24 protein-coding genes and 1 pseudogene are annotated in these 24,140 nt (G+C 62.4%); 11 read left to right on the top strand and 14 right to left on the bottom strand.

Translation table 11 applies throughout. From position 1 onward, the window contains the following. Positions 1–114: 114 nt before the first annotated feature. Positions 115–861: an SDR family oxidoreductase gene (locus APH36_RS00415; RefSeq protein ID WP_060496984.1), complete on the top strand. Its 747-nt coding sequence runs from the start codon at positions 115–117 to the stop codon at positions 859–861. 9 nt (positions 862–870) lie between these two features. Here the strand turns inward: APH36_RS00415 and APH36_RS00410 are convergent, their stop codons facing one another. The 7 genes from APH36_RS00410 to APH36_RS00380 all read right to left on the bottom strand — a co-directional run bounded on the left by APH36_RS00410 (position 871) and on the right by APH36_RS00380 (position 9,189). After that, positions 871–2,937, bottom strand: a complete 2,067-nt coding sequence (locus tag APH36_RS00410; RefSeq protein ID WP_060496983.1) for a PAS domain-containing sensor histidine kinase — start codon at positions 2,935–2,937, stop codon at positions 871–873. A gap of 122 nt (positions 2,938–3,059) precedes the next feature. Beyond that, entirely contained in the window at positions 3,060–4,469 is a 1,410-nt protein-coding gene (mapR, locus tag APH36_RS00405; RefSeq protein ID WP_060496982.1) for a GntR family transcriptional regulator MpaR, read from the bottom strand. A gap of 50 nt (positions 4,470–4,519) precedes the next feature. After that, positions 4,520–5,923: a cytochrome c oxidase accessory protein CcoG gene (gene ccoG, locus APH36_RS00400; protein WP_060496981.1), complete on the bottom strand. Its 1,404-nt coding sequence runs from the start codon at positions 5,921–5,923 to the stop codon at positions 4,520–4,522. Positions 5,924–6,044: 121 nt separating this feature from the next. Further along, the gene (locus APH36_RS00395) at positions 6,045–6,284 is read right to left on the bottom strand and encodes a DUF3203 family protein (RefSeq protein ID WP_060496980.1); all 240 of its coding nucleotides are present in this window, start codon (positions 6,282–6,284) and stop codon (positions 6,045–6,047) included. A gap of 636 nt (positions 6,285–6,920) precedes the next feature. Further along, positions 6,921–7,820 (bottom strand): hydroxymethylglutaryl-CoA lyase, encoded by a 900-nt coding sequence (locus APH36_RS00390; protein WP_060496979.1) that lies wholly within the window; start codon positions 7,818–7,820, stop codon positions 6,921–6,923. A 19-nt stretch (positions 7,821–7,839) separates the two neighbouring features. Next, positions 7,840–8,238, bottom strand: a complete 399-nt coding sequence (locus APH36_RS00385; protein WP_019099730.1) for a MerR family DNA-binding transcriptional regulator — start codon at positions 8,236–8,238, stop codon at positions 7,840–7,842. 72 nt (positions 8,239–8,310) lie between these two features. Next, entirely contained in the window at positions 8,311–9,189 is an 879-nt protein-coding gene (locus tag APH36_RS00380; RefSeq protein ID WP_060496978.1) for a helix-turn-helix domain-containing protein, read from the bottom strand. Positions 9,190–9,360: 171 nt separating this feature from the next. On the opposite strand from APH36_RS00380, the gene pobA reads away from it, so the two are divergent. From pobA to APH36_RS00365, 3 genes are all read left to right on the top strand, one after another. Continuing rightward, positions 9,361–10,548, top strand: coding sequence for a 4-hydroxybenzoate 3-monooxygenase (pobA, locus tag APH36_RS00375; protein ID WP_060496977.1), 1,188 nt, complete (start codon positions 9,361–9,363; stop codon positions 10,546–10,548). A gap of 61 nt (positions 10,549–10,609) precedes the next feature. Further along, a complete protein-coding gene (gene ggt, locus APH36_RS00370; protein WP_060496976.1) occupies positions 10,610–12,400 on the top strand; it encodes a gamma-glutamyltransferase in 1,791 nt (596 codons plus the stop codon). Between the two features lie 44 nt (positions 12,401–12,444). Beyond that, positions 12,445–13,326 (top strand): LysR substrate-binding domain-containing protein, encoded by an 882-nt coding sequence (locus APH36_RS00365; RefSeq protein ID WP_060496975.1) that lies wholly within the window; start codon positions 12,445–12,447, stop codon positions 13,324–13,326. Between the two features lie 44 nt (positions 13,327–13,370). On the opposite strand, the gene APH36_RS32440 is transcribed toward APH36_RS00365, so the two are convergent. Both APH36_RS32440 and APH36_RS00360 read right to left on the bottom strand, forming a co-directional pair. Further along, a complete protein-coding gene (locus APH36_RS32440; RefSeq protein ID WP_353511564.1) occupies positions 13,371–13,466 on the bottom strand; it encodes a hypothetical protein in 96 nt (31 codons plus the stop codon). A gap of 41 nt (positions 13,467–13,507) precedes the next feature. Next, positions 13,508–14,560 (bottom strand): ornithine cyclodeaminase, encoded by a 1,053-nt coding sequence (locus tag APH36_RS00360; RefSeq protein WP_060496974.1) that lies wholly within the window; start codon positions 14,558–14,560, stop codon positions 13,508–13,510. Positions 14,561–14,744: 184 nt separating this feature from the next. Here APH36_RS00360 and APH36_RS00355 point away from each other — a divergent pair, with 184 nt between their 5' ends. The 3 genes and pseudogenes from APH36_RS00355 (at position 14,745) to APH36_RS00345 (ending at position 16,258) form a co-directional block, all read left to right on the top strand. Further along, entirely contained in the window at positions 14,745–15,167 is a 423-nt protein-coding gene (locus APH36_RS00355; protein WP_012272037.1) for an Lrp/AsnC family transcriptional regulator, read from the top strand. A gap of 387 nt (positions 15,168–15,554) precedes the next feature. Further along, positions 15,555–15,725 (top strand): annotated as a pseudogene (locus APH36_RS30395) (amino acid transporter); the annotation flags it as partial. 332 nt (positions 15,726–16,057) lie between these two features. After that, complete coding sequence (locus tag APH36_RS00345; protein WP_060496972.1) at positions 16,058–16,258, top strand: hypothetical protein; 201 nt, start codon at positions 16,058–16,060, stop codon at positions 16,256–16,258. A 26-nt stretch (positions 16,259–16,284) separates the two neighbouring features. Here APH36_RS00345 and APH36_RS00340 read toward each other — a convergent pair whose 3' ends face one another. The 4 genes from APH36_RS00340 to APH36_RS00325 form a co-directional block, all read right to left on the bottom strand. After that, a complete protein-coding gene (locus APH36_RS00340) occupies positions 16,285–16,884 on the bottom strand; it encodes an START domain-containing protein (RefSeq protein WP_060496971.1) in 600 nt (199 codons plus the stop codon). Positions 16,885–16,973: 89 nt separating this feature from the next. Then, positions 16,974–17,810, bottom strand: coding sequence for a bifunctional allantoicase/(S)-ureidoglycine aminohydrolase (locus tag APH36_RS00335; protein ID WP_013972924.1), 837 nt, complete (start codon positions 17,808–17,810; stop codon positions 16,974–16,976). 106 nt (positions 17,811–17,916) lie between these two features. Next, positions 17,917–19,308: an LLM class flavin-dependent oxidoreductase gene (locus APH36_RS00330; protein ID WP_060496970.1), complete on the bottom strand. Its 1,392-nt coding sequence runs from the start codon at positions 19,306–19,308 to the stop codon at positions 17,917–17,919. Positions 19,309–19,324: 16 nt separating this feature from the next. Next, positions 19,325–20,305: an aliphatic sulfonate ABC transporter substrate-binding protein gene (locus tag APH36_RS00325; RefSeq protein ID WP_060496969.1), complete on the bottom strand. Its 981-nt coding sequence runs from the start codon at positions 20,303–20,305 to the stop codon at positions 19,325–19,327. 198 nt (positions 20,306–20,503) lie between these two features. Here APH36_RS00325 and APH36_RS00320 point away from each other — a divergent pair, with 198 nt between their 5' ends. After that, positions 20,504–21,385 (top strand): hypothetical protein, encoded by an 882-nt coding sequence (locus APH36_RS00320; protein WP_060496968.1) that lies wholly within the window; start codon positions 20,504–20,506, stop codon positions 21,383–21,385. 138 nt (positions 21,386–21,523) lie between these two features. Further along, positions 21,524–22,195 (top strand): TetR/AcrR family transcriptional regulator, encoded by a 672-nt coding sequence (locus APH36_RS00315; protein ID WP_060496967.1) that lies wholly within the window; start codon positions 21,524–21,526, stop codon positions 22,193–22,195. Between the two features lie 7 nt (positions 22,196–22,202). Here APH36_RS00315 and APH36_RS00310 read toward each other — a convergent pair whose 3' ends face one another. Next, positions 22,203–23,210, bottom strand: a complete 1,008-nt coding sequence (locus APH36_RS00310) for a GlxA family transcriptional regulator (RefSeq protein WP_060496966.1) — start codon at positions 23,208–23,210, stop codon at positions 22,203–22,205. A gap of 159 nt (positions 23,211–23,369) precedes the next feature. Here APH36_RS00310 and APH36_RS00305 point away from each other — a divergent pair, with 159 nt between their 5' ends. Together APH36_RS00305 and APH36_RS00300 are read left to right on the top strand one after the other, a co-directional pair. Beyond that, positions 23,370–23,837 (top strand): hypothetical protein, encoded by a 468-nt coding sequence (locus APH36_RS00305; RefSeq protein ID WP_060496965.1) that lies wholly within the window; start codon positions 23,370–23,372, stop codon positions 23,835–23,837. Positions 23,838–23,925: 88 nt separating this feature from the next. Then, complete coding sequence (locus tag APH36_RS00300; RefSeq protein ID WP_060496964.1) at positions 23,926–24,138, top strand: PLDc N-terminal domain-containing protein; 213 nt, start codon at positions 23,926–23,928, stop codon at positions 24,136–24,138. The last annotated feature ends 2 nt before the right edge of the window (positions 24,139–24,140 follow it).

Genomic DNA, 24,140 nt, shown 5'->3' with positions numbered 1-24,140 from the left:
CAAAAGCAAGATCAAGATTGAGAGCGGGGCGGTGTTTGGGCTGACTTTGGTCATTCCCATGCACAGCCGTTTCGCCTATTGTCGACTCTCCTTTCCCAAACGATTGGCACATTCATGGAGAACGTCATCGTCATCACGGGTGGTAGCCGTGGCATCGGCGCCGCCACGGCGCTGCTGGCTGCTCGCCAGGGCTACCGTATCTGCATCAACTACCACGCCGACGGGCAAGCCGCCGAAGACATCCTCGGCCAGGTCCGCGCCTTGGGCTCCGAGGCCATTGCTGTGCGCGCCGACGTCAGCGTCGAGGATGAAATAATCCAGCTGTTCCAGCGCGTTGATGATGAACTCGGCCCGGTCACCGCATTGGTCAACAACGCCGGCACCATCGGCCAGCAAAGCCGGGTGGAGGATATGTCCGAGTTCCGCCTGCTCAAGGTCATGAAAACCAATGTCGTCGGCCCCATGCTCTGCGCCAAGCACGCCCTGCTGCGCATGGCACGCCGGCATGGCGGGCAAGGCGGCGCCATCGTCAACGTGTCATCGGTGGCCGCACGCCTGGGCTCACCCAACGAATATGTCGACTATGCCGCCTCCAAAGGCGCACTCGATACCTTCACCCTTGGCCTGGCCAAAGAGGTGGCAGGCGAGGGCGTGCGGGTCAATGGCGTACGCCCGGGCTACATTCACACCGGCTTCCATGCGCTGTCCGGTGACCCGGACCGCGTCAGCAAGCTGGAACCCGGCTTGCCCATGGGCCGGGGCGGGCGCCCTGAAGAAGTGGCCGAGGCCATTCTCTGGTTGCTGTCAGACAAGGCGTCCTACTCCACGGGTAGCTTCATCGACCTGGGTGGCGGGCGCTGAACGCGCCCGTCAATCTTCAAGCAGGGTACTGACCCGCTCGGCCAGCGCCTCCAGTTCAAACGGCTTGGTTAGCACCCGCGTGCCTTGTAGCAGCTGGCCGTCACTGAGCGCCGCGCTTTCATCGTAGCCGGTGATGAACAGCACCTTCAGGTCCGGATAGCGTTCGCGGCAGCGCTCAGCCACCTGGCGGCCATTCAGGCCGCCGGGCAAGCCGATATCGCTCAGTAGCAGGTCTGGCCGTTCGCCGTTTTGCAGGTAGGCCAAGGCAGTGGGGCCGTCCTCGAATGCATCAACCCGGTAACCCAGCTCTTCCAGCACTTCGCAAACCACCAGGCGCAAGGCCGTCTGGTCTTCGATCAACAGGATACGCCGCGCCACGGTACTGCCTTTTTCCAGTGCCTTGCGCTGCGGTTTGGGGGCTGGCGGCTTGGGTTGCTCGTAGTGGCGGGGCAAAAGCAGCTCGATGCGTGTGCCTTCACCCAGCGTCGAAAGTACGCGCAGTTGCCCACCCGATTGGCGCACGAAACCGTAGGTCATCGACAAACCCAAGCCAGTGCCCTGGCCCATGGGCTTGGTGGTGAAGAAGGGGTCTACGGCCCGCTTGGCCACCTCCGCCGACATGCCATTGCCGTTGTCGATGATGCTCAGCCGCACGTATTCGCCGGCGGGCAGTTCCAGCGCCTGGGCCTCGACCTCATCAAGCAGCAGGTTGTCGCCGACGATATCGATAGCGCCGCCCCCCGGCATGGCGTCGCGCGCGTTGATGCACACGTTGAGCAGGGCGCTTTCCAGTTGGGGTGGGTCGATGAACGTTGGCCACAGCTCGCTGGCAAACCGGCTGCTCAGGGTGATGGCCGGGCCAATGGTGCGGCGCAACAGCTCTTCCATGCCCGCCACCAACGTTGCCATTTGCGTTGAGCAGGGCTGCAGGGTCTGCTGGCGTGAGAACGCCAGCAGGCGGTGCACCAGCGAAGAGGCCCGTTGAGCCGAACCGCTGGAGAGCTCCAGCAAGGGTTCGAGGGTGTCGAAGCGTGACTGGTCCAGGCGTTGGCGCATCAGCTCTTGCGCGCCCAGAATACCGCCCAGCAGGTTGTTGAAGTCGTGGGCGATGCCACCGCTGAGCTGGCCCACGGCTTCCATCTTCTGCGCCTGGCGCAGGGCCTCCTCGGCTTTGGCCAGGCGCTCTTGCTCTTGTACCCGCTCGCTGATGTCATAAGCGAACAGAAACGCGCCTTGTATTTCGCCTTCATGGTCGCGCAAAGCATTGAAACGCAGTTCGTAATGGTACTGCTCGGGCGCCTTGCCGAATGTACCGATTTCGACGAATTGCTCGCCCGCCAAGGCACGCTGCCACATGGCCAAGCTCAACGTCCGATCGTTTGGCTCATCGTCGATCAGGTCCGGCAGGTAATCGCCAATTTCAGGCGTGCGCCCGAATAACCGTTGAAAGTCATGTTTCGCCTGGCGATTGATGGCCAGCCAACGCATGTCTTTGTCGACCACATGCACATTGACCACGCTGTGGTCGACCAGCTCGGCGAACAGCCGTCGCTCTGCCAGTGCAGCGCTTACCCGTTGCTCCAGTTCTTCGTTCAGGCGTTGCAGGGCCTGCTCTGCCCGACGGCGTTCAGTAACGTCCTTGAACAGCACCGCTACCTGGCGTTTCTCGGCAGGCTCCACACGGAAGGTGGTAATAGAAAGCACGTGGCCGGTTGCGACCAGCTCCTGCTCGAAATGCAGGGGCTCGCCAGTACGCAGCACCGCGCCGTAGCGGGCTACCCAGTCATCGGCTTCATCGGGCACCATTTCGCGCAGCTTCTGCCCGACCACGTTGGGGATGCCGGCGTGCTTGGCGTAGGCCGCGTTGGCCAGTACATGCACGTAGTCACTGAGCGGGCCGTGCGGGCCGTCGAAGAACTCGATGATGCAGAAGCCTTCGTCCATGGTGTCGAACAACGAACGGTAGAAGTTCTGATCGTGGTCCTGGAGGCTGGCAAGCTGTGATTTCAGTTGCGCGTTCTGCCGCTGGAGGGCTTCGACGTGTTGGCGCAGTGAGCGCAGGTCGCGGGAGGGCATGCCGACGTCCGACAAAAGGGGAGGCTCTGACTTTAGCGTGTTCACCTGCATGCGAATAGCGGGTCAATGCAGTTGGGGGGGGATGCCCGGCAGCCGTTGTTCGGCAGCCGGGCGTTCGATGGTCAGAAGGAGCGGATGATCCGCCCGAGGGTTTCCATGGCCCGTTCGGCGCCGTCATGCCAGGGGCTTCCGTAGTTCAGGCGGATGCAATTGCCAAAGCGCCGGGTGGGCGAGAAGATCGGCCCGGGGGCGATGCTGATGCCTTGCGCCAGGGCCATGTGGAACAGCTTGAGGGCGTCCATCTGTTCGGGCAGTTCCAGCCACAGGAAGTAGCCACCGGAAGGCTGGCTGACCCGCGTCTGCGCCGGGAAGTGGCGAGCGATGGCCGCCAGCATGTTGGCCTGCTGGCCTTCCAGCGCGTAGCGCAGCTTGCGCAGGTGGCGGTCGTAGCCGCCGTGCTGCAGGTAGTCGGCAATTGCCGCCTGGGCCGGCATCGAGGCACACAGCGAGGTCATCAGTTTCAGCCGCTCGATCTTTTGCGCAAAGCGCCCGGCGGCGACCCAGCCGATGCGGTAGCCCGGTGCCAGGCTTTTGGCGAACGAACCGCAGTGCATGACCAGGCCCTGGGTGTCGAAGGCCTTGGCCGGTTTGGGGGCCTGTTGCGAGTAATACAACTCGGCGTACACGTCGTCTTCGATCAACGGCACCTCATGGCGCGCCAGCAACTCCACCAGGGCCTGCTTCTTGGCTTCCGGCATGCTGGCGCCCACCGGGTTCTGGAAGTTGGTCATGCACCACACGGCCTTGACCGGGTGCTTCTCCAGGGTTTGTGCCAGCACGCCCAGGTCCATGCCTTCGCGCGGGTGCACCGGGATTTCCACCGCCTTGAGCTTTAGCCGCTCCAGCACCTGCAGGCAGGCATAAAAGGCCGGGGCCTCGATGGCCACCAGGTCGCCGGGCTGGGTCACTGCCTGCAGGCACAGGTTCAGGGCCTCCAGTGCGCCATTGGTGATCAGCAGTTCTTCCATGGGCAGCATCAGCCCGCCAACCATGTAGCGCAGGGCAATCTGCCGCCGCAGTTGCGGGTTGCCGGGCGACAGGTCGGTGACCACCATACGCGGGTCCATGCTGCGGCTGGCGCTGGCCAGCGAGCGCGACAGGCGTTGCAGCGGGAACAGTTCGGGGCTGGGGAAGGCCGAGCCGAACGGTATGGTGTTGGGGTCCTTGATCGAGTCGAGGATCGAAAACACCAAGGCGCTGACGTCGACATCGGTAGACTCGCTGATCGGCTGCAACGCCTGAGGTTCGCTGAACTGGCGCGGGGCGTGGGCGTTGACAAAATACCCCGAGCGCGGCCGGGCGCGGATTAGCCCGCGCCGCTCCAGCAGGTAATAGGCCTGGAAAACGGTAGAAGGGCTGACCCCGTGGGTCTGGCTGGCGTAGCGCACCGAGGGCACGCGCTGGCCGGGGCCCAGTACCCCGGAGCGGATCAGTTCGGCAATGTCGTCGGCAAAGCGTTCGTAGCGTTTCATTCTGGCCTTCTGTCGAAGCCTGGCAGGCAAGGTGGCGTCAGTGTAAGGGATCAACGGTTCAGGGGGGCGACGAAGCGGCTGTGGGCCACGCTGCGGATGGCGGGGTCGTCACGCTCGCTGATTTCGAAGCTGAGTGTTTGCGAGCTGCTGGTCGGGCGCTCGGCGAGCATCGCCACCGACACCGGCAGTTCACTCATTTCGCCCGCCGGGATGACCAGCGCCGTGTTGCCCTGCAAGGTGAAGCCGTCGGCGTCCAGCAGGCGCAACGCATAGTGCTGGGTGCGCTCGGTCTTGTTGATGACCTTGAGCAGGTAGATGTTCTCGATCTGGCCCAGGGCATTTTCACGGAACAGGCCGCGGTCCTTGATCACATCCAGCGACACCATCGGGCGCAGTTGCAAGGCCACCACCAGCGCCGCGATCATCACCACCAGCGCCGCGGCGTAGCCGAGCAGGCGTGGGCGCAGCCAGTGAGTCGTACCGCCCTGCAGGCTGTGTTCGGACTTGTAGCCAATCAGCCCGCGAGCGTAACCCATCTTGTCCATCACCCCGTCGCAGGCGTCGATGCACGCTGCGCAACCGATGCAGGCCATTTGCAAGCCATCGCGGATATCGATGCCGGTGGGGCACACTTGCACACACAGCGTGCAGTCGATGCAGTCGCCCAGGCCCTGGGCCTGGACGTCGCTGCCCTTCTTGCGCGGGCCACGGGCCTCACCGCGCCGTGGGTCATAGGCGACGGCCAGGGTGTCCTTGTCGAACATCACACTCTGGAAGCGCGCATACGGGCACATGTGCAGGCACACCGCTTCACGCAGCAGGCCGGCATTGATGTAAGTGGCGGCGGTAAAGAACAGCAGCCAGAACAGCGCCACACCGCCCAGTTGCAAGGTGAACAGTTCTGCGGCCAGTGGGCGGATCGGGGTGAAATAGCCGACGAAGGTCAGCCCGGTGAGGATACCAATGACCAGCCACAGGCTGTGTTTCAGGGTGCGGCGCCCCAGTTTGTTCAGGCTCCAGGGCGCGGCGGCCAGCTTGATGCGCTGGTTGCGGTCACCTTCGGTGACCTTTTCGCACCACATGAACAGCCACGTCCAGGTGCTTTGCGGGCAGCTGTAGCCACACCACACGCGGCCGGCGTACACGGTGATGGCGAACAGGCCGAAGGCGCAAATGATCAGCAGCGCTGACAACAGGATGAAGTCCTGGGGCCAGAAGGTTGCGCCAAAGATGTGGAACTTGCTGTTGGCCAGGTCCCACAACACGGCCTGGCGGCCGTTCCAGTTCAGCCACGCGGTGCCGAAGAACAGCACGAACAGGACGCCGGCAAAGCCGATGCGCAGGTTGCGGTACAGCCCGCTGAAGCTGCGGGTGTGAATGCCGCTGTCGGTGTGTCGTGGTCGGGAGCTGGCTGGGGTGGGGGCGATCTCTGTGAAAGGGATTCTATTGTTCATGGCTCGGTGCTCATCAGGCCTCGATCAGGCATGAGCACTATGGCCCTGAGGCTGTTATCAGCACAGGCTCAGATTTTGCGATAAAAACCATATCAGATTACCCGGCTTCGACCGCCAGGCCTTAAATTACCGAGCCTGGCACGCTGGCCTTCAGGTGCCTGCGGCTATCCACCGCACCCGCTACGGTCAGTGCATCGGCCTCGGCTTCGGTGATGGGGACGCGCTGGCCTGCCAGCAGGGCCACTGACATGCGCAGGTGCTCGTCGGTGACGATTTCGATAGCAGGGCCGTCGCCCTCGATGCGCAGGTTTTCGCCGGTGAGGGTGCAGCGGCGGGTGGTTTCGTCGATTTCAACGGGCATGGCGTTGTCCTCCTTGCAGGGTTACAGGGTGGACCACAATGCAAGGCGGGTTACTGCATCAGGGGGCTGAAAGGAGAAGAAAGGAGGAGGGCGGGAAGCACTGAGGGGAGCCGAAGCTCCCCTCAAAGCGTTGTTGCTTGCTCTTTTTTTATTATTGGGACTGGCCTTTTGTTGTTTTTGTCAGCCTGTCCTGGTGTTGCGGGCGACCCCCATGCGGGGTCAAGAGCAAACGTATTTTTTTGAGCGCTGACCTGCTTTCATCATGGCTGATCCGAACCTGGCTGCCGCTACCTTGAGGTAGTTTTATTGTTCTGTGCCAGACCGCGGGGCGTACCCCTGAAAAGCGTGTCTACTCCAAAAAAATCTGCTTGCTACGCCTCTGCCGTGTTGTTCTTGTTATGTCAGAGCCGTTACCTGTTGTTTTTATTGGGTGTCACATTTTTATTGTTCTTGTACCAGAGATATAGCAGGCTGCGTGCCAACTTTTTAAAAATCTTTAAAATCAGTAGCTTAGCGATTTCCTTCAAAAGTGCTTGGCCTGAAATTCTGCCGATTTGTTTCCCTGTTACCCGATTTTTTGCTGTGAAATGTGGGGGCGGTAACACTTCGCCCACACCTGTGTGACACCCGTATTACTCACTGCGCGCTACGCGCCCGTGCTACCCGCGACCCATTGCCGCGGCCCAGCACGCTACTGATACGCTGGCCGGCGGCGATCAGCCGGTCGAGGTCGATGCCGGTTTCAATGCCCAGCCCTTGCAGCAGGTACACCACATCTTCGCTGGCGATGTTGCCGGTAGCCCCCTTGGCGTAAGGGCAGCCGCCCAGCCCGGCCACCGAGCTGTCGAACACGCTGATGCCTTCGAGCAGGCTGGCATAGACGTTGGCCAGGGCCTGGCCATAGGTGTCGTGGAAGTGCCCGGCCAGCTGCGCGCGCGGCACCTGGGCAGAGACCACCTCGAACAGGCGCCGGGTATCGCCGGCAGTGCCGGTGCCGATGGTGTCACCCAGCGATACTTCGTAGCAGCCCATGTCGTGCAGTGCGCGGGCCACCGGGGCCACCTGTTCGGCGCTGACCTTGCCTTCATACGGGCAGCCGAGTACGCACGATACGTAGCCGCGCACGCTTATACCGTGGTTGCGCGCAGCTTCCATGATCGGCTCGAAGCGCTTGAGGCTGTCGCTGATCGAACAGTTGATATTGCGCTGCGAAAACGCTTCAGAGGCGGCCGCGAACACCGCCACTTCCTTCACCCCGGCAGCCAGCGCGTCCTCGAAACCGCGCAGGTTGGGTGCCAACGCTGCATAGGTTACACCGGGGCGCTGGTCGATACCGGCGAACACCTCGGCAGAGCCGGCCATTTGCGGCACCCACTTGGGCGAGACGAAGCTGCCCACTTCTATATAGGCAAGGCCCGCTTCGGTAAGGTCGTTGACCAGGCGCACCTTGTCGGCAACGCTGATGGGCTGGGCTTCGTTCTGCAGGCCGTCGCGGGGGCCAACTTCGACCAGGCGGACGTGTTTGGGCAAGGACATGGCGGGTTTCCTGTGGCGTTCAGCGGTTGTCTTTGTTGTTCAGGGTGGCGGCCAGGGCTTGTTCGCAACGCTCCTGGGCGGTGTCCAGTTCCAGTTGCATCTGGTGGATGTCGAGCATCTGCTGCTCCAGTTGGGCGCGGCGCTCGGCGATTTTCGCCAGCATGCTGTTGAGCTGTTTAAGGTTGCCGCTGGTGGGGTCGTACAGCTCGATCAGCTCGCGGCACTCGGCCAGTGAAAAGCCGATGCGCTTGCCGCGCAGGATGAGCTTGAGGCTGACCTTGTCGCGGGCCGAATAGATTCGCTCCAGGCCACGGCGTTCGGGGCTCAGCAGGCCCTGCTCTTCATAAAAGCGGATGGCCCGGGTGGTGATGTCCAGCTCGCGGGACAGGTCGGAGATGCTGTAGGTCTGGGTGCTCATGCTGGCGCTCGGCGTGGGGTATGCGGGTATCCTGAAGGCAGGTTGACGTATACGTCAAGCAACCTGCCGCAATCAGTCCGGTTGCGCCGCGCGTCGGTACCCGTTCGGCGTATCCCCCGTCAACCGCTTGAACCACCGGGCAAAGTACGTCGGGTCGGTGAATCCCAGGCTATCCGACAACTGCCCGATGCTCATCCGCGTATAAATCAGGCTACGCCGCGCCTCCAGCAGCAACCGCTGGTGTACCACCTGCAACGCTGTCTGCCCACTCAAGGCCCTGCACAGCTGGTTCAGTTGCAGGCTTGGAACGTTCAGCCGTGCGGCAAAATCTTCTACTGACAGATGCTCGCGGTAATGCGCCTCGACCAGCCGCAGGTACTGCCCCAGTAACTGCCGGTCGCGTTCAGCGCGGTTACGCGGTGCATGCCCCAGTTGCTGGCGGCGGTTGATCCACACCATCAGCGCGGTTACCAGCGCTTCGAGCATGGCCGCGCGCGCCGGAGCATTGCCCTGGTACTCCTGCTGCAAGGTGTCGATCAGGCTGCGCAGGTGCACACGGTCATGCCCAAGCGGGTAGCACGCAGGTTGGGCCAGCACCGCCAGCGGCATGCCCAGCCGCTGTTCCAGTTTGGCCACCAGCGCGGTGCCGAAGGTGAGCACATAGCCCTGGATATCGGCGCTGAAGCGAAACCCATGCACGGTCATCGGCGGCACCACCTGGATCGCTGCTTCGCCGATGGCGCTGCGCAACCCTTCGATCTCCACCTGGGCCTGGCCGCGCTGTACATACAGCAACTGGAACAGCTCGGCATGCTGGTGTGGCTTGATCTCCCAGTGGTGCAGGCGGCTGCGTGCAGGGATCGATTCGCAATGCAGCAGGTCGGTGCCGGGCCAGGCCTGGTTTTCGCCATACAGCTTGAACAACGGAACGCCGGGGAGGGTGGATTTCATCAAGGGCAGCCTGTCCGTTAATCGAACGTTTTTATAAAAGTGCAGGTTTTAGATGGAATAGCACACGTCCGTAGTGCTTTTTGCCATTAAAAATGCAAGGGCAAACCCTAACAGCAGATGCCGCCCCACTGCCAGTCCAGGGCCGGCATCGTCCGAACAGAGACAACAACAATGAAAACTCAGGTTGCAATTATTGGTGCAGGTCCGTCTGGCCTGCTGCTGGGCCAACTGCTGCACAAGGCCGGTATCGATAACGTCATCGTCGAGCGCCAGACGCCTGAATACGTACTTGGCCGCATCCGCGCCGGGGTGCTGGAGCAAGGCACTGTCGACCTGCTGCGCGAAGCCGGTGTGGCCGAGCGCATGGACCGTGAGGGCCTGGTGCACGAAGGGGTCGAGTTGCTGGTCGGCGGGCGCCGCCAACGCCTGGACCTCAAAGCCCTGACCGGTGGCAAGACCGTCATGGTATACGGCCAGACCGAAGTCACCCGCGACCTGATGCAGGCCCGCGAAGCGACTGGCGCGCCGATCATCTATTCGGCCAGCAATGTCCAGCCGCATGAACTGAAGGGCGAGAAGCCCTACCTCACGTTTGAAAAGGAGGGCCAGTTGCACCGGGTGGATTGCGACTACATCGCCGGGTGCGACGGCTTCCACGGTGTGTCGCGCCAGAGCATTCCCGAAGGTGTGTTGAAGCAGTACGAGCGGGTCTATCCGTTTGGCTGGCTGGGCCTGCTTTCGGATACGCCGCCGGTCAATCACGAGTTGATCTATGCCCACCACGAGCGTGGCTTCGCGCTGTGTAGCCAACGCTCGCAAACACGCAGCCGCTACTACCTGCAGGTACCTTTGCAAGACCGGGTCGAGGCGTGGTCTGACGAGCGCTTCTGGAATGAACTGAAAGCTCGCTTGCCCGCCGACGTAGCGGCTGACCTGGTCACCGGCCCTGCTTTGGAAAAAAGCATCGCCCCGCTGCGCAGCCTGGTGGTCGAACCTATGCAGTATGGCCACCTGTTCCTGGTGGGTGACGCCGCGCACATCGTCCCGCCTACCGGTGCCAAGGGCCTGAACCTGGCGGCGTCGGACGTGAATTACCTGTATCGCATTCTGGTCAAGGTTTACCGCGAAGGGCGCACCGACCTGCTGCAGCAATACTCCCCGCTGGCCCTGCGCCGGGTGTGGAAAGGCGAGCGCTTCAGCTGGTTCATGACCCAGTTGTTGCACGATTTCGGCAGCCACAAGGACGCCTGGGACCAGAAGATGCAAGAGGCCGACCGCGAGTACTTTCTGACGTCGCCGGCCGGGTTGGTGAACATTGCCGAGAACTACGTGGGCTTGCCGTTCGAGGAAGTGGCTTAGTTTTTTTCAGGGGTTCGACAGGGTATCTTCGGGGCTTTTGAAGTTCGCAGGAAGCATGCCGATGTATTTCTCCCCACCCCTGATCAGCGCCCTTTGCCTGGTAGCCGCCAGTGGCCTGGCCTGTGCCGACCAGGTGCTGCCCGCACCTCCCGAGCTGGCCTCTGGCTACCGCACAGGCTTGCAGCCCGTGCAGGCCAGCCGCCATATGGTTGCTGCAGCCAACCCGTTGGCCAGCGAAGCGGGACGGGCAATGTTGCGTGCCGGTGGCAGCGCCATCGATGCGGCCATTGCGATGCAAATGGTGCTGACCTTAGTCGAGCCGCAATCCAGCGGTATTGGCGGCGGGGCGTTCATCCTTTATTGGGACGGCGAGCGTGTGCAGGCGTTCGATGGCCGCGAGACCGCGCCGGCCGCTGTAACGGAAGCGCTGTTCCTGCAAGCCGACGGCACGCCGATGCCATTCAGGGCGGCGCAGATTGGCGGGCGCTCGGTTGGCGTGCCGGGTGTTCTACGTGCTTTGAAATTGGCCCACGATCAGCACGGCAAGCTGCCCTGGCGCGACTTGTTCGCGCCGGCCATCGCGCTTGCACGCAACGGTTTCCCGGTGTCCGAGCGCCTTCACGCCCTGGTGTCCGGTGACCCGTTCATTGCCCGGTCACCGGCCATGGCCCGCTACTTCCTGGATGAGCAGGGCAAGCCGCTGGCGGTGGGAACGATCCTGCGCAACCCCGAGCTTGCGGATGCCTTCGATCAGGTTGCCGCGCAAGGCCCTGACGCGTTCTATACCGGCGAGATCGCCGAAGCCATCGTGGCCAAGGTACGCAGCCATGCCAATGCCGGTTACCTCTCGTTGCAGGACTTGCAGCAGTACCAGGCCAAAGAGCGCGAGCCCGTGTGCGGCCCCTATAAGGCATGGCGCATCTGCGGCATGCCGCCGCCGTCTTCGGGCGGGGTGACGGTGTTGCAGACCCTGGGCATTCTCGAAGCCGTACAGCGCGCCACGCCGCAGCGCGATCTGGCAGCGTTGCGCCCGCTTGCGAGCGCATCCCCGGCTGGCCTGGAGGCATCACCACTGGCCGTGCACCTGATCGCCGAGGCTGAGCGTTTGGCCTATGCCGACCGCGCACAGTACCTGGCCGACAGCGATTACGTGCCGGTCGCGGTCAAGGCGCTTACCGACGCCGACTACCTGGCCAGCCGTGCAGCGCAGATAGGCGAGCACAGCATGAAGCGCGCTCGCCCGGGCCAACCCCAGGGCGCCGACTTGGCCCTGGCGCCGGATCGCTCGCCATTGCGCATTTCCACCTCGCACCTCAGCGCGGTGGATGACAGCGGCCAGGCCCTGGCCATGACCACGTCGGTGGAGGCGGCGTTCGGTTCGCACCTGATGGTCAAGGGCTTCCTGCTCAACAACCACCTCACTGACTTCTCGTTCATTGCGCAGGAGCACGGCAAACCCGTGGCCAACCGGGTACAGCCGGGCAAGCGGCCGCTGTCGGCCATGGCGCCAACGCTGGTGTTCTCGCGAGCGTCGGGTGATCTGGTGGCCAGCCTGGGTTCACCGGGCGGCTCGCAGATCATCGGCTATGTGAACAAGGCTTTGGTTGGCTTGCTGGATTGGCAGCTAGACCCGCAACAGGCCGCAGGCTTGCCCAACTTTGGCAGCCGCAATGCCGGCACCGAGGTGGAAGCGGGGCTGAGCAGCCCGGCGCTGATCCGGCAGTTGGCAGCCTGGGGGCATGAGGTGACGCCCATGACCATGACCAGCGGCATGCAGATCATCCAGCGCCGTGGCGAGGGTTGGTCGGGTGGCGCCGACCCGCGGCGTGAAGGTGTGGCCCTTGGCGACTAGCCGTGATAGAACGCAGTCTTGCCATTCAGTCGTTGAATACCCAGATGTCCATTAGCGTTAAATCGAATAGGGCGCTGTTCGACCTCGACCTGCTACGCGCGATTGTGGTGGTGGCCGATTGCGGCAGCTTCACCACCGCTGCCGCTCGCCTGCACTCGACACAGTCGACCATCAGCCAGAAGGTACGCCGCCTGGAAGACATGGTCGGCCACCGTTTGCTGGTGCGGGGCAACCGCGATGTGCTGCCCACCGATGCCGGGCAAACCTTGCTCGGCTACGCCCGGCACATGCTGGCCTTGAACGACCAGATGCTCGAAGCCCTGGCCGGGGCGATGGTGGGCACCACCGTGCGCCTTGGTGTGCCCGAAGATTTCGTTGGCGGGCGCACCACCAATGCGCTATCGGCCTTCAGCCGCCTGCATCCGCAGGTGAAGCTGGAAGTGACCAGCGGCCTGTGCCGCGACCTCAGCCAGGCCTACGACAACGGTGAGCTCGACCTGGTGTTGCTCAAGCAGCGGCGCAACACCCGCGAGGGCGTGGCCTGCTGGCCCGAGCGCCTGCAATGGATCGACAGTGCGCGCACCCCCGCCTTCGAGCTGGACCCGATCCCGTTGGTGACCTTCCCGCCGCGGGGGCTGTACCGCGAAGACATGATCAACGCCATCGAAGGCATGGGTCGGCGCTGGCGCATCAGTTTCACCAGCTCCAGTCTCAGTGGTATCCAGGCGGCAGTGGCCGATGGCATGGGTGTCAGCCTGCTGCCGCCAAGGGCGGCCACTGGCGAGCATCGGGTGCTGGGGGCGGGGCAGGGGCTGCCGGAGGTCGACAGTTATGAAATCGTCATCGTGCATCGGCCGACGGCGGATGTGATGGTCAAGGCGTTGGCCGACGTGATGACACAGTTGCTGGCGGGCGGTGGGATATAGCGTGCCTGACGACAAGGCCGCTCCTACACCGACCGCGTCAGTGGTCAGGCCGCAGCCATTCTCGGCGACAGGTGAATCCCCGCAATCTTGCAGCGCACCGAGCCACCGGCCATTTCGATGGTGTGCACATCCAGCGGCACCAGCCGCGCTGAACGCTCGATGCGGCGGCGCTGCTCATCGGTTAGGCAACGCGTCGGATGCGGTTTTTGGCAGCGTGGCCACGGGTGTGGCTGAACAGGTCTTTCGGGTCGTCTTCCACCCACGGCACCAGGTCGATCTTCGAGCCCATGCCGCGTTTTTCGGCTTGCTGTAGTACGTACCGTAGTACGGTATAGTCTTCCAGGGCGAAGCCCACCGAATCGAACACGGTGACCTGACTGTCACTCTGGCGCCCCTCGGTATCGCCGCGCAGTACACGCCACAGCTCAACGACTGGGAAGTCCGCCGGCAGTTGCTGGATGTCGCCTTCAATACGGGTTTGTGGTTCGTACTCGACGAACACGCGGGCCTTGCGCAGTACATCAGCGTGCAGCTCGGTCTTGCCCGGGCAGTCGCCGCCCACGGCATTCAGGTGCATGCCGGGTTCGAGCATGTCGGGGGTGATGATGGTGGCGTAGGCCTTGTCGGCAGTAACAGTGGTGATGATGTCCGCGCCTTTCACGGCTTCGGCTACCGAGCCGACCCGGCGGATGGTGAAGCCGCTGTATTCCTTGAGGTTGGCAATCAGCTTGGCGGTGGCCAGCGGGTCGGTGTCGTACGCAACGATTTCTTCGATACCCAGGTGCTTATGGAAGGCCAGCGCCTGGAATTCGCTTTGTGCGCCGTTGCCGATCAACGCCATCTTGCGTGCGTTCGGCCGGGCCAGTGCCTGCGCAGCCATCAACGAGGTGGCGGCGGTGCGCAAGGCGGTGGCGATGGTCAGTTCGGACAGCAACACCGGGTAACCGGTGTCGACATCGGCCAGCACGCCGAAGGCCATTACCGTATGCAGGTCACTGGCAGTATTGGTCGGGTGGCCGTTAACGTATTTGAAGGCATAGCGGTTGTTGTCGGCAATCGGCATCAATTCGATAACACCCACTTCCGAATGGCTGGCAACACGCGCAGACTTGTCAAACTCCTGCCAGCGTTTGAAGTCTTCACGCAGGGCCTCAGCCAGTTCGCCTATGAACGGCGCTACGCCAATGTCATGTACCAAGTCCGACATGGTTGGAACATCAATGAAATACGTCATGCTCTTGCACCTTGTTATTGCGCGGTTGCCCCGGTCATGGCAGGCGGCACGCTTAAGATTGTTGAAGTGGCATGAACATTTTGATGAAAGGTTGCGTCAATCGGAAGAATGCAGGTTGCCAGTTTCATCAACTTTCTAGACAATCTGCCACCCCAAAGTAGCAATCTGATTATTGGCAGGCGTTATGGATACGATTGATCGGGAACTGATTGCGCTGTTGCGGGACAATGCACGTACCCCTGTGTTGACCCTGGCGAAGAAGCTCAAGGTGGCCAGGGCAACCGTGCAAAACCGCATTACCCGGCTCGAAGAGCAGGGCGTGATCATTGGTTACACGGTACGCCTGCGGTCCGACGCGCTGGAGCAGGGCGTGCGGGCAATCACCAGCATCGGCATCAGCGGCCACCACGCCGCAGAGGTCAAGCACGCGCTGCGCGGGCATCCCAACGTGGTGGCCATCCATACCACCAATGGCCGCTGGGACCTGATGGCAGAGCTGCGCGCCGACACCCTCGAAGCCTTCGACCGGGCGCTGAACACCATTCGGTCGATCCCGCACATCGAGAATACCGAGACCAGCATCCTGCTCTCGACCTACAAGATGTGACCGCTGGGTCAGGCCTTTTGACAGGCGCATTGTGCAAACTGTCACCTGGGCTTTTCACACTGCAAAAAATCCCTTTGCCTGTGTGCATTCTGTAGCGTTCCGCTTGACCTGGGCCGCTGGCAGAATGAAACGGCTTTCGCGGGACGGTTTCAGGCGCACGTTCTGACGGTGCGTTTAAACAATAAGAAAGTCCGTTGCTAAGTTGCATCAGGCATTAGTTTGATTTTTTATTGCCTACGCTCTCATCATTTGAATGACATGAGACCTGCACCTTGGTTTCAATTTGTTGGTGCGCTGCGGGGCGTGGAAGTTTTACATAAAAAGAATAAGAAGTTGACTACGCATCAAACGTGCAACGCGAAAAGCAGCGCGCCGGAAGCGGGCCGAGTGCTCAAAAGACGGCTGGAAAACCGGCACATACAGCTTATTTCGATCAATGGCGCAATGGGTACCGGGTTGTTCATGGGCTCGGGCAAAATCATTGCGCTGTCCGGCACTTCGATCATTCTGGTGTACGCCATCATCGGCTTTTTCGTCTTCTGCATCATGGGGGCCATGCGCAATCGACGTTCAAGCTGCCGGGTGGCAAGGTCACCGCGGCGCTGTCGCAGCTGTTTCTGATCTTCGTGTTGTGCCTGCTGGCGCTGGAGCCAGACACCCGTACCGTGCTGGTCCGCGCCGCGCGGGCACAGTGGCAGAAATTGACTCAGGGCGATAGGGCCTGCGCGCGATCAGTCAGCGCACGACGGCATTGTCTGCTGCAATGATGTTTCCCACGCAGCAACTGTGGGCTTCCCAGTGATCTGGAGGCAATTGCCTAAAGCCCCATGGGTTGGGTGGCGCATAGGATCTTTCGGGCAAGTCCCTTAATGTTGTTACAGGAAACCAAAATGAAAAAAATAGCATTCATTACACTGCTGGCCGCCGCAGGCCTGGTTCAGGTTGCGCATGCCAACGATGCCGTCTTCAGCGAGCAGCCTCAAGCTGACCGTGGGGGTGTCAACAGTATAGGCGTGCCAGAAATACAGTGCCCTGAGGGTACTTTCTTGACCCCGATCGGTACTTGCGAGCCAGGTTTCGATTTTGACTGATACCCAGGCGATCTGGTGGATAGCCCTCAATGCTGACGTTCGGCGACAGCCCTCAGGGTTCTGAGGGTTACCACCGGCGCATCCACCACGAACCGATTGGCAAGCCAGCCCGGCACATCTCCGGCCGGGTCGGCTTGCAACTGGTACGTCACTTCGGTCAACCGCTCATTCAACGGTTTCATTCGCCACTCACCACTCAGGTGCTGCACCCGGATCAACCCGTCAACCTGGGGAATCTTGTCGGGCTCAGCGCTCAGGTGTCGCAGCAGCGTCCCGTCATCCAGGCGTTCGCTGCTCACCTTCAACACAATGTCCCGTGGCATGGTCGGCCAGGGCAGGTTGGTGGTCAGGTACACCCAGGTGTCGGCCCCGTCCACGTCCAGCAGGCGCATCTGGTCACAGGCATATAGCCACTTGCAGGCCACCCGCAGGTTCTCCTGCAGGTCGGTGAGCGTGCGCACGCTGGCTTTCATGGTGCTCACACCACGAAACTGCTGGTAGGGCGAGTCGGGTACGCCACTGAGGTACACGCGGATGCCTTCGCGGTCGTAGGCAAGGTTCCAGGCATCGGCGGCCAGGGCAGGGGTGCACAGCAGCAGGAGGGTAAGCAGCAGGCAGCGGGGCATGGCCGGTACCGTGCGGGAGATGGGTGTTTCAGTATGCGCGGCAAATGGAAAGCCCGCCAGATTGGCGGGCTTAGGGCATCAGCCTGAGCTTAGCGCTTAGGATTCAGCGTCAAATGCACATGACGGTTCACGTCCTTGTACAGCAGGTAGCTGAACTTGCCTGGGCCGCCGGCGTAGCAGGCTTGCGGGCAGAAGGCGCGCAGCCACATGAAGTCGCCGGCTTCCACTTCGACCCAGTCCTGGTTCAGGCGGTACACCGCCTTGCCTTCCAGCACGTACAGGCCGTGTTCCATCACGTGGGTTTCCGCGAACGGGATCACGCCGCCCGGCTGGAAGGTGACGATGTTTACGTGCATGTCGTGACGCATGTCGGCCATGTCGACGAAGCGGGTGGTGACCCAGCGGCCTTCGGTGCCCGGCATTTCGATGACGGTGGCGTTGTCGCGGTGGGTAACAAACGACTCGGGTACGTCCAGGCCTTCAACTTTCTGGTAGTGCTTGCGCAGCCAGTGGAAGGTCACATTGGATTTGCTGTTGTTGCGCAGGCTCCACTCGGCGCCCGGGGCCAGGAAGGCGTAGCCGCCCGGTACCAGGGTGTGATGCTTGCCTTCGACGGTGATGTCCAGCTCGCCTTCGACGATGAACACCACGGCTTCGGCGTTCGGGTCCAGCTCTGGGCGCTCGCTGCCGCCTTCCGGGGCCACTTCGACGATGTACTGGGAGAAGGTTTCGGCAAAACCGGTCAGTGGGCGGGCAATGACCCACATGCGCATCTTGTCCCAGAACGGCAGGTGGCTGGTGACGATGTCACGCATCACGCCTTTAGGGATAACGGCATAGGCTTCGGTGAACATGGCACGGTCAGTCAGCAGCTCGGTTTGAGCCGGGTGCCCACCGTGGGGGGCGAAGTACGAATGGTTCGACATGGACGATCTCGACTTGTTGTTCTCTCCCCATGCCGTGAACCGCACCGGCCGGTGCGGCGCAGGGGATGTGGCGACAGAATAGGGTTGAGCGCGTGGCATCCACAAATTAAATGTTGGAATACCCGGTATTTGATCGCTGAATGTCAACCTGACGCCCAATGTGCTGTGCCGGCAGCTGGTCGCCTTGGCCGAACAGCTTGTGGCGCAGGGTGCCCTCGGTGTAGCTCGAAGGGTAGCGACCACGGCGTTGCAGTTCGGGCACCAGCAAATCGACGACATGGGTCAGGTCGTCCGGCTGCACGGCATAGGTCAGGTTGAAGCCATCGATGCCGGTCTGGTCCAGCCAGTTTTCCAACTGGTCGGCGACCTCGCCGGCTGAGCCGACCAGCACCGGTCCGCGACCCCCCAGGCCAACGAATTCGGCGGCCTCGCGCACGGTCCAGCGGCGCTTGGGGTCGGCGGCGGTGAACGCGGCCAGGGCGGCGCGACCGGCATCGTTTTCGACATATTCGATCGGCGCGTCGGGGTCGAGGCCGGCAAAGTCGATGCCGGTCCAGCCCGACAGCAGTGCCAGGGCAGCGTCCAGGTCGACGTAGCGACGGTATTCGGCGAAGCGGGCCTCGGCTTCTTCCCGGGTGGGGGCGACGATCAGCAACGCCTGCGCATAGATCAGCACCTCATCACGACCCCGCCCGGCGGCCTCGCTGGCCTGGCGGATGCCGTCGGCGTAGCGGCGCAACACCGTGGGCGTCGGGCCGCTGATGAACACGCATTCGGCATGCTGCGCGGCAAATTGCTGGCCACGTGCCGAAGCACCTGCCTGGAACAGCACCGGCGTGCGTTGTGGCGACGGCTGGCACAAGTGCATGCCGGGCACCTGGAAGTGCTCGCCCACATGGTTGATAGCGTGCACCCGCGAAGGTTCGATATAGCGCCCACTGTCACGCTCCAGCAGCACGGCATCGTCGTCCCAGCTTTTCTCCCATAGTTTGTACAGCACCTGCAGGTACTCTTCGGCAAGGTCGTAGCGCTGGTCGTGGCCCAGCTGGCGCGCCAGGCCGAGGTTGCGTGCGGCGCTGTCGAGGTAGCCGGTGACGATGTTCCAGCCAACCCGGCCATTGCTCAGGTGGTCGAGCGTGGACATGCGCCGGGCGAAGGGGTAGGGGTGTTCGTAGGTCAGCGAAAAGGTAACGCCGAAACCGAGGTGCTCGGTGACCCCGGCCATGGCCGGTACCAGCAGCAGCGGGTCGTTGACCGGCACCTGCACACCACCGCGCAAGGCGGCTTCGGGCCCGCCTTGGTAGACATCGTAGATGCCCAGCACATCGGCGATGAACACGGCGTCGAACAGGCCGCGCTCCAGCAGGCGAGCCAGGTCGGTCCAGTAGCTCAGGCGGTTGAATGCCACGCTGGTGTTGCGCGGGTGGCGCCACAGGCCGGGGGACTGGTGGCTGGCGGCGTTCATGCTGAAGGCGTTGAAGCGGATCGGGCGGGGCATGGTGGCTGCGCTCCGCTCAAGGCAAGACGGAAGCCGGGTAGACCGCATCGGCCACCTGCAGCTTGCGTGGAATCAGGCCCAGGCCCTGGAAGGTATCGGCCAGTTTCTGTTGTTCGGCAACGATTTGCGGGGTGATGGCCACGGCATTGTAGTTACGCCGTTCGCTGGCCACTTCCAGCACGTTGGCGCTGATGCCCAGTTGCGGCGCCAATAGCGCGGCAACCTCGGCAGGCTTGGCGTTGGCCCACTGGCTGACCTTGCCCAGTTCGCTGAAGAAGGTTTTCAGCAGCGCACGGTGGTGGTCGGCATAGCTGGCGGTGGACAGGTAGAACGTCCGGTTGTTGGACAGGCCGCTACCGTCGCGCAGGTTCTTCAGGCCGGGCTGGCTTTCTGCTGCGGCGAGGAACGGGTCCCACAGGGTGACGGCCTGGACACTGCCGGACTGCAGGGCAGCCACGGCATCGGCGGCATTGTTGACGTAGGCGGGGGTAATGTCCTTGTAGGTAAGGCCAGCCTGCTCCAGCGCTACGGCCAGCAGGTACTGGGCGTTCCAGCCGCGGCCGGTGGCCACGCGCTTGCCTTTCAGGTCTTGCACGCTGGTCAGGTGGTCCTGCTCGCGCACCACCAGGCCGATGCCGCGTGGGTAGGGTTGTTCGGCAGCCAGGTACACCACCGGTTTACCGGCGGCCTGGGCGAACACGGACGGCGCATCGGCGGCATGACCCAGGTCGATGGCACCCGTGCTCAAGGCTTCGAGCAACTGCGGGCCGGCGGCAAATTCGTGCCAGCTTACGGTTACACCTTGTGGTGCCAGCGCTTTTTCCAGCGCGCCGCTGCCTTTGAGGATGTTGATACTGTTGAACTTCTGGTAGCCGATGCGCAGGGTCTTGGCGTCGTCGGCCAGAGCTTCGGACCAAGGCAGCAGGGCGCTGGCCACACTGGCCAGCAGGCCGCCGATCAACAGCCGGCGCAGGGGAGAGAAAGCACGGGTTGGCATGGGTTTGCTCCTTGAAACCGAGTGGGAAACGATGTGCCCAGCCTAAGGAGGTGGCGTTCGGCTTTCAATTTTTATATTCCTGTTTGTTAGAATGTTTAGTTATTTTTATATCCATTTGTTTTTTGTAATGTTCTGCATTTCTCGACATTTTTTTCACATTCGCTTGCTAGCATCGCGGCAATCCCGAGGAGCCCCTACATGCCGCACATCCTGCGCAAGCGCAGCACCCGCATCGCCCTGACTGCCACCACCGGTCTGCTTACCGCCACCTTGGGCTTTTTCGCCTGGCAGAGCTTCTACCCGGTTCAGGCTGCCTCCGGCTGGGATGTCGAGGTACTGCACCGCGATGTGACCAAAGCCGCCTCGCTGCTGCCGCAAGCCGATGGCAGCCTGCTGGTCAGCCGTGAGCTGGATGATGGCCGTGGCAGCATCCTCAAGATCACCGCGACCGGCGACCGGGTCATGGTCATCGACAACCTGTCCAAGCCCGACGGCATGGTGGCGGCTCAAGGGGGGTGGGTGTTCAGTCAGGAAGGCGGCCGGGCACCTGTCAGCCTGGCCCGCGATGGCCAGGTGACCCCCCTGTTCGACGGCGACAGCGTGCAAGGCTTGTGGAATGACGGCGACCACCTGTATGCCATCGAAGACCGCAAAGGCAATGGTCGCTTGATGCGTTACGACTGGAACAGCGGCCAGCTCGATGTGCTGCGTTCCGGCCTGACCGAAACCGAAGGGCTCACCCGCTGCGCGGGCCGTGTGCTGTACACCGAAAAGGCCAATGGCAAGGTCCGCGCATTGTCCGACGATGGCAGCGACCCGGTGGTGGTCGAAGGCCTGCGCAACCCGACGTTCCTGTACTGTGATCAGCGCGGCTTGTGGATCAGTGAAGACAACACCCACCGTGCCCGGCTGCTGCGTGTTGACGCCGATGGCGTTCAGCACACGGTGCTGACTTTCCTCAAGGCGCCACAGTCGATCGTGGCGGATGGCAAAGGTGGTTACTTGCTGGCCGAAGGCGGGCGTAACCGCGTGCTGCACCTGACGCCGCCGCTGGAGCGCAATACTGCCCAGCGGGAGTGATGCCCGCGGCGTGCCGTGAACGATTTCACGGCCAGCCACCCATGAGGCTTTATGGCTACCCGACCAACAGCGCGCTTCCCTGCATGGCCGCGCTCACGGATAATCCCCCTCATTCCAATAAATAGCCTGTGAGTGGGTATGAGTGATTCCGTAGTTGGCCTCGGCCAGCCTGAAACCGAAGGGGGGCGCAGAACGCGCAAGAACAACCCCGAGAAAACGCGCGAGGATATCCTCCAGGCGGCCATCAACGAGTTCGTCCAGCAAGGGCTGGCCGGCGCCCGCGTCGATGCCATCGCCGAACGCACTGCCACCTCCAAGCGCATGATCTACTACTACTTCGGCAGCAAGGAGCAGTTGTACTGCGAGTGCCTGATCAAGCTGTATGGCGACATCCGCAAGACCGAGCAAAGCCTGGACCTGGAGTCGCTGCCGGCCGAGCAGGCGATTCGTCGTCTGGTTGAGTTCACCTTCGATCACCACGACCGCAACGTCGATTTCGTGCGCATCATCTGCACTGAAAACATCCACTATGGCGAGTACGTCAAGCAGTCGCCGGCCATTCGTGAAATGAGCAGCCTGGTGCTCGAAGCGTTGGGTAACACCCTGCGCCGTGGCGTGCAGGAAGGGGTTTTCCGTGGCGGCATCGAAGTGATCGACCTGCACATGCTGATGAGCGCGTTCTGCTTCTACCGGGTGTCGAACCGCCATACCTTCGGCGAGATCTTCCAGATCGACCTGTCCGATGACGAGATCAAGCTGCGCCACAAAGCCATGATTTGCGACGCCGTGCTGCGTTACATACGCGCCTGAACGGCGCTCACTCGCCCAGCCGCTGCTCCCGCGAGGGCGGGTAGCCGAAGTAGGCCGCATAGCACTTGCTGAAATGCGACACCGAAACAAACCCGCAGGCCACTGCCACTTCCATCACCGACAGGTCGGAATACTGCAGCAGGCGGCGGCTTTTGGTGATGCGCAGCTCCATGTAGTAGCGCCGCGGCGACGTGCCCAGCTGGGCCTGGAACAGCCGGTCGATCTGCCGTCGCGAGCGCCCGCTGTAGGCGGCCAGCTGGTCGAGGCTGAGGGTTTCCTCCAGGTTGTTTTCCATCAGTTCGACGATGGTGCGCAGGTGCAGGCTCATGGACTTCTTCGCCCCCGGTCCAACCTGACGGTAACGCGCTCCGGAGAATGACAGGATTTCTTCCACGCCTTCGGCCAGGCCATCACCATACAGCCGGCGCACCAGGCCCAGCATCAGCTCCATGGCACCGTTGGGGCTGGCGGCGCTGAGGCGGTCGCGGTCGAGGGTAAAGCTGGCCGGGGTAATGCGTGTTTGCGGGCTGCGTTCGGACAGGCTGGCGCGCTGTTCGGGGTGGATGCTGCAACCGTAGTCGTCCAGCACCCCGGCGCGGCCTAGGAACCAGGCGCCGTTCCACAGGCCACCCAGGGCCATGCCGTGGGCCGCGCAGTCGTCCAGCAGGCGGTCGAGTTCCGGGTATTTCAGGGGCGTGCGCAGGCCGCCGCAGATCACCAGCAAGTCCAGCTCCTTCAGCGCCTCGGCGGACAGCTCAGTGGCCACCAGCTCCAGCCCCAGGTCGCTGAGCACCCGGTCGCCATCCATCGACAACGGGGTGAACCGGAAGCTGTCCGTGCGCAGCAGGTTGGCGGTGACCAGCACATCCATGGCGACGGTAAAGCTGGCCATCGAGAAATGTTCGAGCAGGACGAAGTCAACCCTGTACGGAGCCTGGGCGTTGGCGCTGGTGGATTTCAGTCGCAGCATGTTGCTGGTACTGGTCTTCTTGCTGAACTGACGTGGCGTTGGCACTCTGGTCTCCGCTTCCTGGCTGGCCCGCAGAGTGTGGCGGCTGGCTGGGGGAAAGACAATCTCCCGGGTGCGCGTGTCGTATTTCAGGTCGTGTTCAGGCAACCTGCCTGGCTTGGCCCTTCGCCGCCATGCCGCCCCCTATTACCGAGGACACCCTTCATGAAGTACGTCATTGCCCTGCTGTGCAGCCTGTTGCCGTTACTGGCCAATGCCTTGGAGGTGGGCGACAAGCTGGCACCGTTCACGCTGCTTGACCAGTATGAGCAGGCCTACAGCCTTGATGCTGGCACGCAGATCCTGCTGGTGGCGCGCGACATGGACGGCGCAAAGATGGTAAAGGCTGCGCTGGCCGAGCAGCCCAAGGGCTACCTCGAGGCGCGTCATGCCGTGTTTGTTGCCGACATCCAGCGCATGCCGGCGATCATCAGCAAGCTGTTCGCCATCCCCGCCATGCGCGCATACAACTACCGTGTGCTGCTTGACCGTGAAGGGCGCGTGGCCAGCCGTTATTCCGGGCAGGATGGCCAGGTACAGTGGTTGCAACTGGAGCAGGGGGCGCTGGTGGGCCAGCGGGCGTTTATCGATGCGGCGGCGCTGAAGTCGGCGCTGGAACAAGCACCACACTGAATGGGCTGCACTGGCGCCAAACAAAACAATCTGAACCCTCGGCGCTTGCTGAAACCCAACCCATTACACGCCAAATGGGAGAGCGCTCATGGAAATCGGAACGATCTGGATCATCATCGCGGCCTTCGTCATCCTGCTGGAGGTCTGGGCGATCTGGCACATCATTGGCAGTGATCGGCGCGCCGAACGCAAGATGCTGTGGGTCGTCTTCGTGGTGTACGCGCCATTTCCCGGGTTGTTGTGCTGGGCATGGCGCGGGCCCAGGGCGGTAAAGGGCAGGGCGGTACTGCAGGAAAAGTGACG

The organism is Pseudomonas sp. NBRC 111133 (assembly GCF_001320605.1).
Lineage (GTDB): Bacteria > Pseudomonadota > Gammaproteobacteria > Pseudomonadales > Pseudomonadaceae > Aquipseudomonas > Aquipseudomonas monteilii.
The sequence above is the reverse complement of the archived record's forward strand: the minus strand, read 5'-3'. Positions and strand labels throughout refer to the sequence as shown.

Excerpts from the sequence above, each read along its gene's own strand:
- APH36_RS00415 (WP_060496984.1), top strand. The coding sequence starts at position 115 with ATGGAGAACGTCATCGTCATCACGGGTGGTAGCCGTGGCATCGGCGCC.
- APH36_RS00410 (WP_060496983.1), bottom strand. The coding sequence starts at position 2,937 with ATGCCCTCCCGCGACCTGCGCTCACTGCGCCAACACGTCGAAGCCCTC.
- mapR (WP_060496982.1), bottom strand. The coding sequence starts at position 4,469 with ATGAAACGCTACGAACGCTTTGCCGACGACATTGCCGAACTGATCCGC.
- ccoG (WP_060496981.1), bottom strand. The coding sequence starts at position 5,923 with ATGAACAATAGAATCCCTTTCACAGAGATCGCCCCCACCCCAGCCAGC.
- APH36_RS00395 (WP_060496980.1), bottom strand. The coding sequence starts at position 6,284 with ATGCCCGTTGAAATCGACGAAACCACCCGCCGCTGCACCCTCACCGGC.
- APH36_RS00390 (WP_060496979.1), bottom strand. The coding sequence starts at position 7,820 with ATGTCCTTGCCCAAACACGTCCGCCTGGTCGAAGTTGGCCCCCGCGAC.
- APH36_RS00385 (WP_019099730.1), bottom strand. The coding sequence starts at position 8,238 with ATGAGCACCCAGACCTACAGCATCTCCGACCTGTCCCGCGAGCTGGAC.
- APH36_RS00380 (WP_060496978.1), bottom strand. The coding sequence starts at position 9,189 with ATGAAATCCACCCTCCCCGGCGTTCCGTTGTTCAAGCTGTATGGCGAA.
- pobA (WP_060496977.1), top strand. The coding sequence starts at position 9,361 with ATGAAAACTCAGGTTGCAATTATTGGTGCAGGTCCGTCTGGCCTGCTG.
- ggt (WP_060496976.1), top strand. The coding sequence starts at position 10,610 with ATGTATTTCTCCCCACCCCTGATCAGCGCCCTTTGCCTGGTAGCCGCC.
- APH36_RS00365 (WP_060496975.1), top strand. The coding sequence starts at position 12,445 with ATGTCCATTAGCGTTAAATCGAATAGGGCGCTGTTCGACCTCGACCTG.
- APH36_RS00360 (WP_060496974.1), bottom strand. The coding sequence starts at position 14,560 with ATGACGTATTTCATTGATGTTCCAACCATGTCGGACTTGGTACATGAC.
- APH36_RS00355 (WP_012272037.1), top strand. The coding sequence starts at position 14,745 with ATGGATACGATTGATCGGGAACTGATTGCGCTGTTGCGGGACAATGCA.
- APH36_RS00345 (WP_060496972.1), top strand. The coding sequence starts at position 16,058 with ATGAAAAAAATAGCATTCATTACACTGCTGGCCGCCGCAGGCCTGGTT.
- APH36_RS00340 (WP_060496971.1), bottom strand. The coding sequence starts at position 16,884 with ATGCCCCGCTGCCTGCTGCTTACCCTCCTGCTGCTGTGCACCCCTGCC.
- APH36_RS00335 (WP_013972924.1), bottom strand. The coding sequence starts at position 17,810 with ATGTCGAACCATTCGTACTTCGCCCCCCACGGTGGGCACCCGGCTCAA.
- APH36_RS00330 (WP_060496970.1), bottom strand. The coding sequence starts at position 19,308 with ATGCCCCGCCCGATCCGCTTCAACGCCTTCAGCATGAACGCCGCCAGC.
- APH36_RS00325 (WP_060496969.1), bottom strand. The coding sequence starts at position 20,305 with ATGCCAACCCGTGCTTTCTCTCCCCTGCGCCGGCTGTTGATCGGCGGC.
- APH36_RS00320 (WP_060496968.1), top strand. The coding sequence starts at position 20,504 with ATGCCGCACATCCTGCGCAAGCGCAGCACCCGCATCGCCCTGACTGCC.
- APH36_RS00315 (WP_060496967.1), top strand. The coding sequence starts at position 21,524 with ATGAGTGATTCCGTAGTTGGCCTCGGCCAGCCTGAAACCGAAGGGGGG.
- APH36_RS00305 (WP_060496965.1), top strand. The coding sequence starts at position 23,370 with ATGAAGTACGTCATTGCCCTGCTGTGCAGCCTGTTGCCGTTACTGGCC.
- APH36_RS00300 (WP_060496964.1), top strand. The coding sequence starts at position 23,926 with ATGGAAATCGGAACGATCTGGATCATCATCGCGGCCTTCGTCATCCTG.